The organism is Aeromonas sp. R5-4, assembly GCF_040908215.1.
GTDB lineage: Bacteria > Pseudomonadota > Gammaproteobacteria > Enterobacterales > Aeromonadaceae > Aeromonas > Aeromonas veronii.
This window is the reverse complement of sequence record NZ_JBFODG010000035.1, coordinates 1-17,309: the sequence shown is the minus strand read 5'-3', so window position 1 is coordinate 17,309 and position 17,309 is coordinate 1. Positions and strand designations below refer to the sequence as shown.

At 62.5% G+C, this 17,309-nt stretch carries 13 protein-coding genes and 1 riboswitch; of the genes, 9 read left to right on the top strand and 4 right to left on the bottom strand.

What is annotated here, in order from left to right:
- The first annotated feature begins 499 nt into the window (after positions 1 to 499).
- The gene (locus tag AB5Y83_RS20140; protein ID WP_064334977.1) at positions 500 to 991 is read left to right on the top strand and encodes an RNA-binding protein; all 492 of its coding nucleotides are present in this window, start codon (positions 500 to 502) and stop codon (positions 989 to 991) included.
- 7 nt (positions 992 to 998) lie between these two features.
- Here AB5Y83_RS20140 and murI read toward each other — a convergent pair whose 3' ends face one another.
- From murI to AB5Y83_RS20125, 3 genes are all read right to left on the bottom strand, one after another.
- On the bottom strand, positions 999 to 1,802 hold the full coding sequence (gene murI, locus AB5Y83_RS20135) for a glutamate racemase (RefSeq protein WP_368175850.1): 804 nt from the start codon (positions 1,800 to 1,802) through the stop codon (positions 999 to 1,001).
- Positions 1,803 to 1,913: 111 nt separating this feature from the next.
- Positions 1,914 to 3,737: a TonB-dependent receptor gene (locus AB5Y83_RS20130; protein ID WP_368175849.1), complete on the bottom strand. Its 1,824-nt coding sequence runs from the start codon at positions 3,735 to 3,737 to the stop codon at positions 1,914 to 1,916.
- Positions 3,738 to 3,788: 51 nt separating this feature from the next.
- Positions 3,789 to 3,967: riboswitch (cobalamin riboswitch) on the bottom strand.
- A gap of 35 nt (positions 3,968 to 4,002) precedes the next feature.
- Positions 4,003 to 4,905, bottom strand: coding sequence for a LysR family transcriptional regulator (locus AB5Y83_RS20125; RefSeq protein WP_139735936.1), 903 nt, complete (start codon positions 4,903 to 4,905; stop codon positions 4,003 to 4,005).
- Between the two features lie 109 nt (positions 4,906 to 5,014).
- Between AB5Y83_RS20125 and AB5Y83_RS20120 the strand changes: the two genes are divergently transcribed.
- The 7 genes from AB5Y83_RS20120 (at position 5,015) to AB5Y83_RS20090 (ending at position 12,357) form a co-directional block, all read left to right on the top strand.
- Positions 5,015 to 5,941, top strand: coding sequence for a sodium-dependent bicarbonate transport family permease (locus AB5Y83_RS20120; RefSeq protein WP_151286407.1), 927 nt, complete (start codon positions 5,015 to 5,017; stop codon positions 5,939 to 5,941).
- 4 nt (positions 5,942 to 5,945) lie between these two features.
- Entirely contained in the window at positions 5,946 to 6,248 is a 303-nt protein-coding gene (locus AB5Y83_RS20115; RefSeq protein WP_005321666.1) for a hypothetical protein, read from the top strand.
- Positions 6,249 to 6,311: 63 nt separating this feature from the next.
- Complete coding sequence (purE, locus tag AB5Y83_RS20110) at positions 6,312 to 6,821, top strand: 5-(carboxyamino)imidazole ribonucleotide mutase (RefSeq protein WP_368175848.1); 510 nt, start codon at positions 6,312 to 6,314, stop codon at positions 6,819 to 6,821.
- A complete protein-coding gene (locus AB5Y83_RS20105) occupies positions 6,818 to 7,942 on the top strand; it encodes a 5-(carboxyamino)imidazole ribonucleotide synthase (protein WP_368175847.1) in 1,125 nt (374 codons plus the stop codon). Before purE ends, AB5Y83_RS20105 begins: the two co-directional genes overlap by 4 nt.
- Before the next feature lie 247 nt (positions 7,943 to 8,189).
- Positions 8,190 to 8,963, top strand: a complete 774-nt coding sequence (locus AB5Y83_RS20100) for an efflux RND transporter periplasmic adaptor subunit (protein ID WP_021230695.1) — start codon at positions 8,190 to 8,192, stop codon at positions 8,961 to 8,963.
- Entirely contained in the window at positions 8,960 to 10,267 is a 1,308-nt protein-coding gene (locus tag AB5Y83_RS20095) for an efflux RND transporter periplasmic adaptor subunit (protein WP_368175846.1), read from the top strand. Before AB5Y83_RS20100 ends, AB5Y83_RS20095 begins: the two co-directional genes overlap by 4 nt.
- Positions 10,264 to 12,357: an HlyD family efflux transporter periplasmic adaptor subunit gene (locus tag AB5Y83_RS20090; protein WP_368175845.1), complete on the top strand. Its 2,094-nt coding sequence runs from the start codon at positions 10,264 to 10,266 to the stop codon at positions 12,355 to 12,357. Before AB5Y83_RS20095 ends, AB5Y83_RS20090 begins: the two co-directional genes overlap by 4 nt.
- Here the strand turns inward: AB5Y83_RS20090 and AB5Y83_RS20085 are convergent.
- Positions 12,354 to 13,079: a phage tail protein gene (locus AB5Y83_RS20085; RefSeq protein ID WP_139402786.1), complete on the bottom strand. Its 726-nt coding sequence runs from the start codon at positions 13,077 to 13,079 to the stop codon at positions 12,354 to 12,356. The genes AB5Y83_RS20090 and AB5Y83_RS20085 overlap by 4 nt on opposite strands.
- 211 nt (positions 13,080 to 13,290) lie before the next feature.
- Between AB5Y83_RS20085 and AB5Y83_RS20080 the strand changes: the two genes are divergently transcribed.
- A partial coding sequence (locus AB5Y83_RS20080) for a DUF4347 domain-containing protein (RefSeq protein ID WP_368175844.1) occupies positions 13,291 to 17,309 on the top strand: 4,019 nt, incomplete at its 3' end.

The window sequence follows — 17,309 nt, the reverse complement described above, 5'->3', positions numbered from 1 at the left end:
TTGATGTTCGATGCTGTGAGTGCCCACACAGATTGCTTGATTCAAATTGTTAAAGAGCGTCACGCTTGTCGCGTTGAGGAGGCGCATATTACGCTTCTCACTTCGAAAGTCAAGCGGTTGTTTTCGCTTTTCTTTCGGCGCCGGCTTCACAAGGGAGCTGGCTCATCAGTTCGGCGTGTTCCGCCGTGCTGGTAGGGGCGCATTATAGGGAGCGACGCTGCGATGACAAGACTTTTTTTGAAGAAAATCACGAAAATTTCAAATTATTCAATTAGAAACAGCTTATTCAGTGTATATATACAATGTTATCCACAATCCGGTTATCTCACTCCCATTTTAGCGTCATTTATGTCGCCTTCAGTGACCTTGGGAATGCCATACTGGAGCCGATAACCTCTCCCGAGTGGTCCATGGTAGCGCCAATCAGGAAAGCTGGTTACCATGGAGGTGAATATAGTGTTGCACCTTTTTTGCTTTCATTTACAAAAGGTCTTTTAAGATGAATTTATCCAAGTTTCCCGTATATATGCAGGCCGCAATCCTTGCTCTGGTATTGGCAGTGGTTGGCTACCTGGTTGCCCAGGCCCTGCAGTTCTCTTTGAAAGCGGAAGTGATTTTTGCAGCAGGTCTGGCCATCGGCGGTTTCGTGGTACCGCTGTTCCTGAAGCGAACCTCGGCTAATGTCGCCGAGTCGATCGCCAATCAGGAGACTTGCACCTTATATGTAGGCAACCTGCCCTATCGCGCCAACGAGATTGCAGTGCGCGAATTGTTTGCCGAACAGGGCCAGGTCATTTCCGTACGGTTGATGAAAGACAAGGCAACCGGCAAGCGCAGAGGTTTCGGTTTCGTGGAGATGCCCGCCGCCGATGCCGCCAAGGCGATTGCCGCTTTGAATGACAAAGAGTATCAGCAGCGCACCCTCAAGGTGCGTGAAGCGAATGACAAACGTGATAAAGAGGAAAGAGAAGGTAGCGAAACTGACGCCTAACCGCTCGTCAGTACTTCACCTCTTCCAGTGATGACAGCCCCCATGCTTGCAAGGGGGCTGTCAGTTTTTGAGCCTCCCCATCCAGCCGGGTGCAGTAAGCCCTGGCAATCACCTCTTCTATATGTACAGGCTGCAAGGTTGCATGCCCGCCATTGCTCAGCAACCAGGCCACCCGTTTGGCAACTGCACTGCCTGAGTCGATCAGCTGACATTGCGGCATCAACTGCCCAATCTCTTCATTGAGTAGCGGAAAGTGGGTACAACCGAGTACCAGCGTATCCGGCTTCTCTTCCCCCTCCAGCCAGTCAGCCAGCACTTCACGCAGCAGCGCCATATTGACCGGCAGGCCCGCCAGCTTGTGCTCCGCCTCTATTACCAGCTCGGTGGTGCCCTTGAGCAGCACCCGCTTGCCGGGGGCAAACTGGGCGATCAGTTCGTGGGTATAGTCGCGGCTGACGGTACCCGGTGTGGCCAGCAGACCGATACAACCATTGCGAGTCTGCGCAGCTGCGGGCTTGATGGCTGGCACCACCCCCACCACGGGAATATCCAGAGCCTCGCGCAGGGCCGGCAGCGCTATGGTGCTGGCCGTGTTGCAGGCAATCACCACCAGATCGATCTGATGACGGGCCACCATGGTAGTAACCAAGCGGGAACAGGCTGCGATGAGAGCGGGCTCACTCAATTCACCATAGGGGAAGTTGGCATTGTCGAAGCAGTAGAAATAGTTGTGTACCGGCAGAACGCGACGGATCTCGCGGTAGATGGTCAGGCCACCCATACCGGAGTCAAACACGAGAATATTGGCCACTTGACCTCCCCCTTTGGTGCAAGGCGGCGATCATACTCCCGCCTGCCGCCAATAGAAAAGGCCCTGCCAATGGCAGGGCCTCGGTTTTTCAAAGATGAACCGAATAAAGCATCAGAAGCGATAATCGGCAGTCACTTTGAACTCGGTACCCGGTGAGGCATAACCATAGGCAGGGGCGTAATCACGATCGAACAAGTTATCTATACGCCCCCCCAAGGTAAATTGCTGAGTTACCTCGTAACTGGCGGCCAGGTTTAACAACGTATACGCACCGAGCTCTACCCGTTGGTTTGTCGCCCAGTTATTGTCATAGCGCTTGCCGACATAGAGCAGCTCAGTTGTCAGTGTCGTGGCATCGAATCGGGTATCTGCGATCCAGCTACCCTTATGCTCGGCTCTGCGCAGCAACTGCAAATCCTGATTACCCTTGTCTTTGGCTCTGGTGTAGTCGTAACTCAAACGATGATGCACGGGCCCGGTATCGATACCGATTTCCGTTTCCAGCCCTTTGATATCCGCCGTGGTATTTTTGGGATTGCAGGTGTAGCTCATGCTGGTCAGGCAATAAATCAGATTATCGATGCGGTTGCGATACAGATTTACAGACCAGTCCCAGGCCGAATAGCGGCCTGACAGACCCAGCTCCAGGTTTTTGCTCTCTTCCGGCTTGAGTGTCGGATTCTCAGACCCTGGATAATAGAGCTGGTTGAAGGTGGGCGCTTTGAAGCCAGTACCGTAGCTCAGCCGGACATTATGGTTTTCATCGATATCCAGCCCGCTGGCCGCAGACCAAGTGTTGTGACGGCCATATTGCTGGTTGTCATCGGTACGACCTGACAGCTCCCACAGCAGCGCCTGCCAACGGTAGCTCCCCACGGCAAACAGACCGGTATTGTCGCGATCAGGTGCGCTGAAGGTTTTGCCATAGCTGCGGGAGTCTGATTTCATCTCCTCACGCTGCCAATCTGCGCCACCGGTCAGATTCATCCCTTCGATGCCGCTCCAACTGTTAATCCAGGAGAAGCGGGTTAAACCTGTATGAATAGGCTCACCGCTAGCCTCTCCTTTAGCCTCCTGCCAAGTCTTCAGCTTGTTCTCACCGTAACTAGCTTCAAGTCGACTGATCAGATCCTTACCCTGGAACTTGAGACCACCATCATATTGGAAAGCCTGTACCCGACTCTGGTCCGTGCTGCCATCTGTGTCGGTGAGATTGTCATAGCCCTGAGCATTGAAGTCCGCACTCCAAGCATCATTAAAAGCGTGGTTCAAACCAATTTGGCCATTACGGCTGGCAAAACCATCCCGATCCGGCTGTTTGGTATTGGCTACGACATCAAAACCATCGGTACGCTCGTAGCCAATCAGCATGTTCATATCGGTTTTTTGACCCAATGACTGAACCGTTCTGAGCTCGCCTTGGCCATAACCATTGCTGCCAGCACCCCCCTTCAAATGTGTCTCGCTGCCATTCTTGGCGGATGTTTTGGTGATGAGGTTGATAACGCCGCCAATGGCATCGGAACCATACACAGCCGCGCGTGGGCCACGGATATACTCGATGCGCTCGATATTGCCGAGCGGGATTTGGCTGAGATCAGGCGTACCTGCCACCATGGCGGCAATCGGACGACCATTCATCAAAACCAGCGAGTGGTTGGAGTTGGTTCCACGGATAAACAGGCTGCTGATGTGACCCCGGCCTCCCAGTGTCGCTATCTGCACACCGGGCAGGGTTTTCAGCAGTTCGGGCAAACTCTGAACCTGACGAGATTCGATCTCGGCACGATCGATCACCACAACGGGCGCCAGCACCGAGCTGACCGGTTGTTCCACGCGGTTGGCCGTAATGACCAGAGTTGGATTGATGGGGATGGTGGTTTGGGCAAACGCCGCCGTCGGCAACAGGGCAGCCGCCAGAAATTTCTTCGACATGAGAGATCCTTAAGTTCGCGTAAGTATCTACTTCGTGGCCGGTTTCTCTCGGCCCGAAATACGAACTCTGGCAGGTCTTCGGGCTCGGGGGCTGATAGCCTACGGCGACGGCTTCCCGCCTGACGGCAGTGCCCTGATGTCGCTTCGTTCCCCCTTACCGCTGCGCGCCAGCTCCGGATTCTCACCGGATTCCCTATTAAGCATGATGCGCCAAAGCGGGAGGATTATAGGCAGAGCCAAGCTGGATGTATAGCCATCCAGATTTCTATTTATTGCCAGCCAGCGCCGCCAGCCGCCGCTGGGCCCCCTCCATCACCGCCTGCACCCCGGGATGGGAGAGATGGCGCCCTGCCGAGACCAGATAGTAAGAGAGGGTAACGTCGGTGAGGGTCGCAATCCGCTCCACCCCGTAGAGGCGACCAATTTCGTCAGCCATCGCCAGCGGCGCCGGGAAGATCCCCATCCCCGCCTTGCCGAACGACTTCATCAGAGTGGAGTCATCAAACTGCCCCACCAGATGGGGATGAATGCCCTGCTGGCGATACCAGGCCAGCAGCCGATCGTGGGTAGCCGACTTCTCTCCGGGGATCAGCAACGGCAACCCCTCCAGCGAGGCGGGAAAGCCATCCCGCGCCCGCGCCGCCAGCTCCGGGCTGGCAAACAGCGCCAGCGGGCTGCGCCCCAGCTCGTGATTATAGCCACGCACGCCGCTGTCGGGAGGGAGCGGGCGATCGATCAGCACCATGTCGAGCTTGTGGCGGGCCAGTTCGCTGAACAGCTGCTCGGCCCGCTCCTCGTGACACACCAACCGCAGCGGCGTCGCCAGCGCCATGGCGGGAGCCAGCAGCTCGAACGCCAGGGTGCGGGGTACCGAATCGGCGATCCCCACCTGCATGGTCAGCTCCTGACTGGCGTGGCGCAGGGTGTGCTCCAGCTCGGCACCGAGCGAGAAAATCGCCCCCGCCTGCTCCTGCGCCTGCCGTCCGGCAGCGGTCAGCACCAGACGCCGCCCCACCCGGTTGAACAGCGCCACCCCGAGAGACTGCTCCAGCTCGGCGACCTGACCGCTGATGGTCTGCGGCGTTAAGTGCAGCTGTTCAGCTGCCTGCGTCACGCTGCCACTGCGCGCCACATGCCAGAAGTAGTAGAGCTGTTTGTAGTTGAGCATGCCGTTCCCTATCAGTTTTTACCGAACAACCATCAGCGAGAATCTGATTTTATCGAAACATTGCGGGCTCTAGCATGCAACCATTATCTGAACTGCCCTGCGAACCATCATGCTGGACGTTGTTGTACTCTTCTTTCTGTTTGGTCTGCTGGCCGGTCTGGTGCGCTCCGAGCTCAAACTGCCTCCTGCCCTCTACGACACCCTCTCCCTCTTTCTGCTACTGGCCATCGGCCTCAAGGGCGGCGTCGGTCTGGCCCAGCAATCCCTGCAACCTCTGCTACCACAACTGGCGCTGGTGATCCTGCTCGGCGTGGTGCAGACCCTGCTCGGCTTTGCCGTGCTGCGCCTCAAGATGAACCGGGTCGATGCCGCTGCCACCGCAGCCCACTACGGCTCGGTCAGCGTCGCCACCTTTGCGGTCGGGGTGAACTGGCTCACCGAGCGGGGCATCAGCTTTGAATCCCAGCTCTCCATCTTTCTCGCGGTGATGGAGATCCCGGCCATTCTGGTGGGCATAGTGCTGGCCCGCGGCATCAGTCGCGAGACTCGCTGGCGCATGCTGGCCCACGAGACCTTCCTCGGCAAAGGGGTGACTCTGCTGCTGGGCGGCATGGCCATCGGCTATCTGGCCGGGCCGGATGGAATTGCTCCGCTCAAGCCGCTGTTTGTCGACCTGTTCAAGGGAGCGCTGGCGCTGTTCCTGCTGGAGATGGGCCTCATCGTCGCCCGCCAGTGTCAGGATCTGCGCCGCCATGGCCTGTTCCTGCTCAGCTTCGCCCTGTTGATGCCGCTCGCCTCGGCGGGACTGGGGCTGGCGGCTGGCCAGCTGATGGGCCTCTCTCTCGGCGGCCTGACCCTGCTGGCTACCCTGGCGGCCAGTGCCTCCTATATTGCCGTGCCGGCCACCATGCGCATCGCCGTGCCTCAGGCCAACCCGGGGCTGTCCCTCAGCGCCGTGCTGGGAGTCACCTTCCCGTTCAACATCATGCTGGGGATCCCGCTCTACCACAGCTGGGCCCGCCACTTCACGGAGTAGCCACATGCAGACCGAGACCCGCACCCTGCTGACCGTCATTACGGAAGCCAATCTGGAGCCAACACTGCTGCGCACCCTCACCCGCGAGGGGCTGCGCGGCTACACCATCACAGATGCCCGCGGCCGGGGAGATCATGGCGAGCGCAACGCCAGCTGGAGCGAGAGCGGCAACATCCGGCTGGAAGCGATCTGCAGTCGGGAGCAGGCGGAGCGGCTGCTGGCCCACCTGCAGAGTCGCTACTACCCCGATTACGCCATGATCGCCTTTCTGCAACCGGTCGAAATCGTGCGACCCGAGAAATTCTGAGCCGGCTTGCCGGCTCTTTTTGCCCACCAAAAGCAAACGTTTGACGTCAAGGATTAAGAGAAAATGAACACCCCTCCCCTGATCGGCCTGGTAATGGGCTCCGACTCCGACTGGCCCGTGCTGCAGGCTGCCGCCCGCATCCTCAAGGAGCACGGCGTGCCCTACGAGGCGCAGGTAGTCTCGGCCCATCGCACCCCGGATCTGCTGTTCGAGTATGCCACCACTGCCCGCGAGCGCGGCCTGCGCGCCATCATCGCCGGGGCCGGTGGCGCTGCCCATCTGCCGGGCATGGTCGCCGCCAAGACCACGCTGCCGGTGCTGGGGGTGCCCATCCCCTCCCGTCATCTCAAGGGAATGGACTCGCTACTCTCCATCGTGCAGATGCCCAAGGGGGTACCGGTCGCCACCTTCGCCATCGGCGAGGCGGGGGCTGCCAACGCAGCACTGTTTGCGGTCTCTCTGCTCTCCGTTGCACAAGACGGCGACGCCCCCCGCTACCGGCAGCAGCTCGACGACTTCCGCACCCGCGAGCGCGACCGGGTGCTGGCACTGCAACTGGAGGAGCCGACATGATCCTGCCACCCGCCACCCTCGGCATGCTGGGGGGCGGCCAGCTTGGCCGCTACTTCGTGATGGCCGCCCACCGCCTCGGCTACAAGGTAGTGGTGCTGGATCCCGATCCGGCCAGCATCGCCGGTGCCGCAGCCGCTCACCATATTGTCGCCCCCTATGACGACCAGACCGCCCTGTACGAGCTGGCTAGCCGCTGCGAGGCCATCAGCTGCGAATTCGAAAATGTGCCCGCCGCCACCCTCGCCCTGCTCGAAAAACAAAAGCCGGTGCGCCCGGCCGCCAGCGCGGTGCGGATCTGTCAGGATCGCCGCGAGGAGAAAGCCTTTCTGCGCGGTGCTGACATCCCGGTAGCCCCCTCTCTGACGCTACTGCCGGAAGCGCCCATCCCCGCACAGGCCAGCGAACTCTTGCCCGCCATTCTCAAAACGGCCCGCGAAGGGTACGACGGCAAGGGGCAGTGGCAAGTGAGTAATCTGGATGAGCTGGCGACGACGCTGGCAGCCAGTGGCGTCCCCTGCGTGCTGGAACAACGGCTAGCACTGGAGGGGGAGTTTGCCCTGACCCTGGCGCGCAGCCCGAGCGGTACCATTAGCGCCCTGCCACTGGTGCAAAACTGGCACAGCGGTGGCATCCTCGATCAGACCCGCTCCCCGGCCAATGTGCCGGCGCTGGAGAGCGAAGCCAAAGGGATCGCTGAGCGGCTGATCGCCGCCCTCGATTACGTCGGGGTGCTGACGGTGGAGTTTTTTCTGGTGGAAGGCCGACTGCTGGTCAACGAGCTGGCACCCCGCCCCCACAACTCGGGTCACCCCAGCCTCGACAACGCTGCATGCAGCCAGTTCGAGTTGCAGGTACGGGCCCTGTGCGATCTGCCGCTGCCGGAGCAGATCGCCGTGCGTCCCGCCCTGTTAATCAACCTGCTGGGGGATCTCTGGCAGAAGGGCACGCCAGACTGGGCCGCCCTGCTGGCGCTGCCCGGCCTGCATCTGCACCTCTATGGCAAGGGCGAACCCCGCCCCGGCCGCAAGATGGGCCATATCACGGTAACCGGTGACGACTGGCTGGCGGTGGAGGCCACCGCCAGCCAGCTGCGCACCCTGTTGGGGCTGCCGCCCCGCTGACACAGGCAACAGCTCCCAGCGTCTGCACGTGTATCGCAAGAGGGAGGCATAACGCCTCCCTCACTCTTTTCACACGCAGTAAACAGTAGAGCGGCCTGCTAACCCACGCTTGCTCCTCTGCTCGAAGGCATTCCCGTGATTGCCCGACGCATACCTTTTCAGTGACCCCCAAGCAGAGGTGGGAAAAAAACCTCGAATAAGGCACTATCTGCATGATTTGAGTCCCACTATTGGCAGGATGCTTGACGTGACCCTGATTCGACACATTGCCAGATCGACCTTACTGGTGCTGCTCGGCCTTTTGGCAGGCCCTCTTCGGGCCGAAACGAACGATCTCTTCTCTACTCCCGAGGAGAAGGGCCAAGAGATCAGGGGGGTGCTGCGAGCCCTCGATCGCGCCCTTCTCTCCAGCGAGTTGAACGCTCGGGTGCTGGAAATGCCTTATCGCGAGGGAGAGAACTTTCGCCGCGGCGATCTCCTGATACGCTTTGACTGCGCCGCCTATCAAGCCCAGCTCGCCGCCAGCCAAGCCGCCGCCGGCGCTGCCCAGCAGGAGCTGGCCCAGAACCGCCAGTTGGCCGAGATGAAGTCGGTCGGCCGCCATGCGGTGGCACTCTCTGAAGCGCACCTGGCCCAGGCCAGGGCCGAGAGCCGGGTCTATCAGATCCAGGTCGACCGTTGCCGGATCCTCGCCCCCTTTGACGGCCAAGTCGTCAGCCAGCGGATCCAGGCCCATGAGAGCGCAAACCCGGGAACGCCGCTGCTGGAGATAGTCGATAACCGCCATCTTGAGATCCACCTCCTGGTTCCCTCTCGCTGGTTGGCCAGGCTCAAACCCGGCCAGGGCTTCGATTTCGTACCCGACGAGACGGGCCAGCCACTGCAGGCCGAGGTGGTCCGCCTCGGTGCCCGCATCGACGAGAGCAGCCAGACCCTGCCCCTGATTGGTCGCACCAAGGACAATCATCAGGCATTAATGGCCGGCATGAGCGGCACGGCGCACTTCACGGAGACACCATGACGGCGGCCAAGGACCAATGCGATCAGGGCTTCCTGCTGTTTCTCCATCTCGAGCAGCAGGCGCGCAAGGCCGCCAGCGGCGAGGCGCTGGCCTACATCATGGTCAACGACAGCCCCCCCCTGCTCGGCTATCGTCACGCGGCCCTGATCATCGGCGGCAGGGTGCGCGCCGTGACCGGGGTGACCACGGCCGATCCCCACTCCCCCTTCGTGGCCATGATCGAGCGGACCTGTCGGCAGCTGGACGAACCGGCGCGGCCCCAGGTGGTGGACGCCGCCCGGCTGGATAGCCAGACCCGGGACGACTGGCGCGAGCTGGCCGCCCCCGAGGCCCTCTGGATCCCCTTGCTGGAGCGTAGCGGTCGCCCCTTTGGCGGACTCTGGTACGGCCGCGATACCCAGTGGCAGCCGACCGATACCCTGCTGGCACAACAGCTGGCAGAGGTCTATGCCCACGCCTGGCTGGCGCTGGAGCCCATACGTCCCTGGCGCGGCATGAAGACGGGTTGGCGCCCCTGGCTGCTGTGTGGTCTGCTCGGGCTGGCCATGTTCATTCCGGTACGCCAGTCGGTACTGGCTCCCGCCGAGGTGGTGCCTCTGGACGGTCACACGGTGGCGGCACCTCTTGATGCCGTGGTTTCCGAATTCCTGGTACAGCCCAACCAGAGAGTGAAAAAGGGGGATCCGCTGGTGCATTTCGATGCCACCACCCTCAAGGCTCAGGCCGATGTGGCACAGCGCGCCCTCGGCGTAGCCGAGGCCGAGTACAGGGCCAACGCCCAACGAGCCTTTCAGGACGCCGACTCCAACGCGCGCCTCGACTGGCTGGCGGCCCAGGTCGCCCAGAAGCGGGCGGAACGCAACTATGCCCAGGCCCTGCTCGCGCGCAGCGAGGTCAAGGCAGAGCGAGACGGCATCGCCGTCTTTGCCGATACTGAGCGCTGGATTGGCAAGCCAGTTCGCACCGGCGAACGGCTGATGGAACTGGCCGACCCGACCCAGGCCGAGCTTCGCATCGAGCTGGACGTTGGGGATGCCATCCAGCTCGCCGCGGGGGCCGAGGTCGCGCTGTTTCTCGACAGCGATCCCTTGCGCCGCCGTCAGGCCAGACTGGAGCGGATCGCCTATGAGGCGCTGCCGACCACAGCCGGGGTGCTGGCCTATCGGCTCGACGCCCGCTTCAGCGAGCCCCCGCCGCGGATCGGGCTGCGCGGCACCGCCAAGCTGTTTGGTGAAGAGGTGCCCCTGGCGGTCTATCTGTTCCGCCGCCCCCTGGCCGCCTTGCGCAAGACCTTGGGCCTATGACCCCCCTGCCCCCCCTGCGCGACGATCTGCGCCTCGACGCCGCCGCCCCCGGCCTGGACGGCGCGCCGCAGTGGGTACTGAGCGACGCGATCAGCGGTCGTTATTACAAGTTGACCGCCACGGCACTGCGCCTGCTGCGTCACTGGTCCTGCGGCAATGCCGAGGGGGTGCTGGCCGCCGCCAACCGGGAGGTGGGGCTTCCCCTCAATGAACAAGACCTGCAACAACTGTTGCTCTTCCTGCGCGGCCACGACCTGATCGCCAGTCGGGACCCGATGCAGCGGGCCGGCTATTCCGAGAAGGCATCGCGCCGGCGGGTCTCATTCTGGCGCCACCTGCTCCATCAGTACCTCTTCTTTCGCCTGCCCCTGTGGCGCCCCGATCCTCTGCTGACCCGACTCTGGCCCACCCTGCGCCGACTGGCCGGCCTGCGTCTGCTGCTCCCCTGGCTGCTGCTGGCCGCGCTGTTCCTGCTGGGCCGCGACTGGGCCCGCTATCATCACGCCTTCCCGCAGCTGTTTAACCTGGAGGGCGCCCTGCTGCTCGGCGCCAGCCTGCTGCTGGCCAAGTTCTGCCACGAGCTGGGGCACGCCTTCATGGCCAAGCGGGCCGGTTGCCGGGTGCGTAGCATGGGGGTGGCCTTCGTGGTCATGCTGCCGATGTTTTACACCGATGTCAGCGACGCCTGGCGGGTGCAAGACAGGCGCGCCCGGCTCTGGATCGGCGCCGGCGGCGTGCTGGCCGAGATGCTGCTGGCCAGCCTGGCGCTGCTGGCCTGGCTGCTGTTGCCAGACGGCATGCTGCGTAGCGCCGCCCTGCTGCTTTCGAGCGTGACCTGGGTGGGCTCCCTGCTCATCAATCTCAACCCCCTGATGCGCTTCGACGGCTATTTCCTGCTCAGCGACCTGTGGCGCATCGACAACCTGCAAGATCGCGCCTTCGCCCTGTGTCGCTGGCACCTGCGCGAGCTGCTGTTCGGCTACGGCAGCGCCGCCCCCGAGGTCTGGCCACCCCGAATGCGGCGACGCCTGCTGCTCTGGGGGTATGCCTCCTGGGTCTGGCGCTTCATCCTGTTCCTCGGGATCGCCCTGACCGTCTATCACTTCTTCTTCAAACTGCTGGGGATTGCACTGATGGCAGTCGAAATTGGATGGTTCATCGCCCTGCCCATCGTGCGCGAGCTGGCCCTCTGGTGGCAGCAGCGCCAGCGGGCTAACGCCAGACGGGCCCTGCTGACTGCGGCCGGCCTGCTGCTTGTGCTCGGCGCCCTGCTGCTCCCCTGGCGCACCCGCATCGCCATTCCCGCCATACTGGAGGCCGGCTATGTGGGCACACTCTACGCCCCGGTGCCGGCCCGGGTGCAAAGGGTCCTGGTCGCCGATGGCGACCGGGTCGAGGCGAACCAGGTCCTGATCAGCCTCTCCTCTCCCGATCTGGACGCCCGCCTAGCGATCTCCCGGCACCGGGTCACCGCCCTGGAGCTGGAGCTGCGCCGTCAGAGTGCGCGCAAGGAGACGGCCAGCGACGGCCCTGTGCTAGCCCGGCGTCTGGCCGAGGCACTGACCGAGTACCGAGGATGGGTGGCACAACGTGAGCGCCTGCAACTGCGGGCGCTCCAGGCCGGCGTGGTGCGCGATCTGGCGCAGGGTCTGGCGCAGGGTCGCTGGCTCGGGGTAGAGCAGCCCCTGCTGCGGATCGTCGATACGGGCGCAGGGCGGGTCCGCGGTTATGTGCAAGAAGAGAGCCTGGCTCGCCTCACCCCGGGGGCACGCGGCGAGTTTATTGCAGACGATCCCAGCACCGCGGCCCTGCCGGTGCGGCTGGATCATATCGACGCCACCGGGATCACCAGCCTGCCGCTCGAGGCGTTGGCCTCGGATCGCGGCGGCCCCATCGGGGTACGCCGCGACGCCGAGCAGAGAGCCGTGCCCCTGCAAGCCCACTACGGTGTCACGCTAAGCCCGGGGCCCCCCCTGCCGGGGGCAGGCCAGCAACGGGGCCTGGTCCTGCTGGATGGCCAAGCAGAGTCTCTGCTTGGCCGGTTCGGTCGCCGAGCTTGGGCTCTGGCGATCAGAGAGAGTGGTTTTTAGTAGGGCTTCTGTGGGTAGATGCCATCCACGACAATACATGCCTTCAGACCCAGGTAGGGGGAATCGATGGAGAAAGGCTGCGAACCACCGGCGAGATCCACCGTTACGCTCCCAGAGCCTTCATAACTGACTGCGGCGGTGACCGGAAGGGTGGCGCTGCCCGCTGACGGAGCCGTCCTAGTATAGGGCCCCTTCATGTCAACGTCGGTTTTACCCGCGTTACCGTCCAGACCCGCCAGATAGCCGGTGCCAGAGGACAAGATGCTTACATCACCCAGGGAGCTAGACACCGGCAGGCTGGCTGTCACCTTGAAGGCATTGGTGGGGGTGAAGGAGGCCATGTGTTTATGTGCTGGCATGTGCATTAGCAGCAGCGTAGTCGAGTTCGCACCTCGCTTATCACCCAGATCCGTATTTATAAGCTTACCACCTTCAGGGGTAACACCTTGGCCCTGCCCTCTGGGGGAGCGGCCACGCAGATCCGGCAGGCCGAAGTTGGTGCGCGCATCCCCGCCATAGGCGATGCCCAGCAGGGAGTACAGCGCCGCATTCCCCGAAATCTGTAACAACTGGCCGTTGGCCTCGAGCGTGCCATGGGGGCAGAACGGGGTGGCCATAAAACAGACCTGTCCTATATAAGCACCATCTCCGCAGGCTTGTGCGGCCTGGGGCAGCAGCCCCGCCAGCAGACTGGTCACCAGTGCAATATGTTGTCTTTTCATCCTGTGTCCTCTCTTCCTTGTATGCGTTCTTATCGGGCCGGCATAGCCCGACCTCATCGCCCACCTTGCCAGCAGGCTCGTAAGAGTCTACGCTACCAGCCGGAAAGCCTCCATCCATATTGGGGGCTCATAAGAGTAGCCATGATAGCGTCGGCGCAAGCCGACATGGCATTGCGGCATGCCCCCCACTCAAGGATGAGAGGTCATTACTATGGACTGGCGTACCTGGTTTACCCGTAACGTCACCGCCCCCCAGGGGCACGAAGCGCGTCGCCCCCTCAACCTGGGTTATGCGCTGGAGCCGCGCATGCTGTTTGACGGCGCCATGGCCGCCACCGTCGTCGAGGCGGCGCAGCCCGACGCAGCCACCGCCGAGGCCCAGCCCCCCGCCAAGGAGGTGGTCTTTATCGATAGCACGGTGCCGGATCACCAGCAGCTGGCGCAAGGGGTCAAACCCGGAGTGGAGGTGGTGATACTGGATGCCGGTGGCGATGCACTGACCCAGATCGCCGACTGGGCCGCGAATCACACCGGCTATGATGCCGTCCATCTCATCAGCCACGGGGCCGAAGGCCAGATCCGTCTTGGCAACCTCACCCTGACCTCGGCCAACCTGGCATCGTATGCCACCCAGCTATCCACCTTGGGCGAGGTGCTCAATCCGAACGGGGATCTGCTGCTCTATGGCTGCGACATCGCGGCGGGGAGCGGCACCAACCTGATCGCCAGCCTCGCTAGTATCACCGGGGCCGATGTGGCTGCTTCAACCGACGACACGGGGGGCAAGGGGGATTGGCAACTCGAGGCCCGCACTGGCAACATTGAGGCCGGCCTGCCGCTCACGGCTCAGAACATGGCCCGCTATAGTGGCAATCTGGCGCAAGTCACCTTCGATTTCGGGCCAGGTACGACGGGAGACACGACCTGGGGCGGTCCCTTCAACACAGTCGTAACCCAAACCATAGGCGCAGACACGTTGAAGATTACAGCGGACCAAGGCGGCATAATCGTGGGTACCGAGACCGACTTCTTCGGGGGGGTGGTGTTCAATAGCGGGGGGAATGTCATTGTTGGTGTAGATAGAGATACAAACGTCTTTCCGACCAAGCTGACCCTGACCATAGACCCTGGCAAGGTCTTCGATCTGAAGCAGTTCAACCTCGCCGAAGATAGCGGAACCCCTCTGACCCTGGTCCTGACCACCGACAAAGGCAGCACTACGTTCCCGCTCCAAGGCGGAGCTCTAGCCGAGACAGTGGCCCCTAACAACAGTGTACTGAATGGGGTGACTTGGGTAGAAATTACCTTGCAGGGCGGTGGCGACTTGTTTTTCTTCATAGACAATATAGTGCTCGACAATATCACGACGCCCTCCTCTGACCATGCCCCCACCCTCAGCGCCACCGCCGCCAACCCCGGCTTTACCGAAGGGGGGGCGGCCGTGGACCTGTTTAGCGGTGTCTCAGCGGCAACCAACGACGCGGGCCAAGTTTTTAACGGCATGACGCTGACCGTCACCAATGTGCTGAATGGCAGCCAGGAGTGGCTGAAGATAGACGGGGTCGAGATCGCTCTGAGCAATGGCAACAATGGAGCTCTCGCCAATGGCGGCAGCTACAGCATAACGCTGGCTGGCTCCACCGCCACCGTGGCCCTGAGCGGCCTCAGCCGCGACAACAGCCAGATGGGAACCCTGGTCGACGGACTTGGCTATCGCAACACCAGCGATAATCCGGGCAGTAACAGCCGGGTGGTGACCATCACCCAGATCAACGACAACGGCAGCAGTAGCAACAGCGCCAATCCGGGGCTTGCCTCTACCGTGGCGCTCACCCCGGTCAACGATGCCCCCTCGGTCACCACCGCAGGCGGCACTACCCCCTTCACCGAGGGAACCCCGACCGCCATCGACAGCAGCCTGACCCTGTCTGACGTCGACAGCACCACCCTGGCCAGCGCCACCATTGCCATCACGGGGAACTTCCAGTCCGGCCAGGACCTGCTCGCCTTCACCAATAACGGCAGCACCATGGGCAATATCTCCGCCAGCTACAACAGCGGCACCGGGGTGCTCACCCTCAGCTCGGCTGGTGCCACCGCGACCTTGGCCCAGTGGCAGGCCGCCCTTCGCGCCGTCACCTACGCCAACAGCAGCGATACCCCCAACACCAGCACCCGCACCGTCAGCTTCACTGTCAACGATGGCACCGACGCCAGCAGCACCGCCACCAAGGGCGTCAGCGTGGCCGCCGCTAACGATGCGCCACAGGTCACCACTACCGGCGGTGCCACACCCTTCACCGAGGGGGCATCAGCCACTACCATCGACAGCAGCCTGACCCTGTCTGACGTCGACAGCGCCACCCTGGCCAGCGCCACCGTCGCCATCACGGGTAACTTCCAGTCTGGCCAAGACCTGCTCGCCTTCATCAATGACGGCAGCACCATGGGCAACATATCCGCCAGCTACAACAGTGGCACCGGGGTGCTCACCCTCACCTCGGCCGGCGCCACCGCGACCCTGGCCCAGTGGCAGGCCGCCCTGCGCGCCGTCACTTACGCCAACAGCAGCGAGAGCCCCAACACCAGCGCCCGCACCGTCAGCTTCACCGTCAACGATGGCACCGACGCCAGCAGCGCTTCCACCAAGATCGTCAGCGTGACTGCGGTCAACGATGCGCCCCAGGTCACCACAGCCGGCGGCACTACCCCCTTCACCGAGGGAACGCCGGCCGCCATCGACAGCAGCCTGACCCTGTCTGACGTCGACAGCGCCACCCTGGCCAGCGCCACCGTCGCCATCACGGGTAACTTCCAGTCCGGCCAGGACCTGCTCGCCTTCACCAATAACGGCAGCACCATGGGCAATATCTCCGCCAGCTACAACAGCGGCACCGGGGTGCTCACCCTCAGCTCGGCCGGTGCCACCGCGACCTTGGCCCAGTGGCAGGCCGCCCTTCGCGCCGTCACCTACGCCAACAGCAGTGAGAACCCCAATACCAGCGCCCGCACCGTCAGCTTCACCGTCAACGATGGCACCGACGCCAGCAGCGCTTCCACCAAGATCGTCAGCGTGGCCGCCGCTAACGATGCGCCACAGGTCACCACTACCGGCGGTGCCACACCCTTTACCGAGGGGGCATCAGCCACAGCCATCGACAGCAGCCTGACCCTGTCTGACGTAGACAGCACCACCCTGGCCAGCGCCACCGTCACCATCACGGGTAACTTCCAGTCCGGCCAGGACCTGCTCGCTTTCACCAATAACGGCAGCACCATGGGCAACATCTCCGCCAGCTACAACAGTGGCACCGGGGTGCTCACCCTCACCTCGGCCGGTGCCACCGCGACCCTGGCCCAATGGCAGGCCGCCCTTCGCGCCGTCACTTACGCCAACAGCAGCGATACCCCCAACACCAGCACCCGCACCGTCAGCTTCACCGTCAACGACGGCACCGACGCCAGCAGCGCCGCCACCCAGAGCGTCAGCGTAACTGCGGTCAACGATGCGCCGGTCAACAACCTGCCGACTAACCAGACTGCTCCGCAGAATGGCCAACTGGTGTTTAGCACAGCCAACGGTAATGGGATCAGCCTGAGCGACCCCGATGCGACCGGGTCGCTGCAGGTCACCTTGACGGCCAGTCAAGGGACTCTGACCCTGGCGACTATTGCCGGCCTGAGCTTCACACTGGGTGACGGCAGCGGCGATGGCAGCATGACTTTTACCGGTAGCCAGGCCGATATCAACACGGCGCTCAATGGTCTGATTTTCACCCCCACTTCGGGTTATCAAGGCGCAGCCAGCCTGCAAATAGTGGCCAATGACCAAGGCTCGAGTGGCAGTGGTGGAACCCAGTCCGATATCGACACCCTGACCATCACAGTGGCCCCCAGCAACACCTCGCCCGTAACCTCTGGCATTGCCAACCAAAGTGTCAGTGAGGACGGCGTATTTAACTTTACCCTGCCGGCCAACACCTTCACTGACAACGATCCCGGTGACAGTCTGGTGCTCAGCGCCACCCTGGCCGATGGCTCCGCCCTGCCCGGCTGGCTCAGCTTCAACCCGGCCACCGGCACCTTCTCCGGCACCCCGACCAACGGGGACGTCGGCAACATCAATATCCGGGTCACCGCCACCGACAGTAGCAACGCCTCGGTCAGCAGCACCTTCGTGCTCACCGTGGTTAACACCAATGACGCCCCCACAGCTGGCAGCATCGCCAA

What these genes read in the sequence shown, in the direction of transcription:
- AB5Y83_RS20120 (WP_151286407.1), top strand. Translation starts at nt 5,015, where the DNA reads ATGCTGGACGTTGTTGTACTCTTCTTTCTGTTTGGTCTGCTGGCCGGT.
- AB5Y83_RS20115 (WP_005321666.1), top strand. Translation starts at nt 5,946, where the DNA reads ATGCAGACCGAGACCCGCACCCTGCTGACCGTCATTACGGAAGCCAAT.
- AB5Y83_RS20125 (WP_139735936.1), bottom strand. Translation starts at nt 4,905, where the DNA reads ATGCTCAACTACAAACAGCTCTACTACTTCTGGCATGTGGCGCGCAGT.
- AB5Y83_RS20085 (WP_139402786.1), bottom strand. Translation starts at nt 13,079, where the DNA reads ATGAAAAGACAACATATTGCACTGGTGACCAGTCTGCTGGCGGGGCTG.
- AB5Y83_RS20095 (WP_368175846.1), top strand. Translation starts at nt 8,960, where the DNA reads ATGACGGCGGCCAAGGACCAATGCGATCAGGGCTTCCTGCTGTTTCTC.
- AB5Y83_RS20130 (WP_368175849.1), bottom strand. Translation starts at nt 3,737, where the DNA reads ATGTCGAAGAAATTTCTGGCGGCTGCCCTGTTGCCGACGGCGGCGTTT.
- AB5Y83_RS20090 (WP_368175845.1), top strand. Translation starts at nt 10,264, where the DNA reads ATGACCCCCCTGCCCCCCCTGCGCGACGATCTGCGCCTCGACGCCGCC.
- purE (WP_368175848.1), top strand. Translation starts at nt 6,312, where the DNA reads ATGAACACCCCTCCCCTGATCGGCCTGGTAATGGGCTCCGACTCCGAC.
- AB5Y83_RS20140 (WP_064334977.1), top strand. Translation starts at nt 500, where the DNA reads ATGAATTTATCCAAGTTTCCCGTATATATGCAGGCCGCAATCCTTGCT.
- AB5Y83_RS20105 (WP_368175847.1), top strand. Translation starts at nt 6,818, where the DNA reads ATGATCCTGCCACCCGCCACCCTCGGCATGCTGGGGGGCGGCCAGCTT.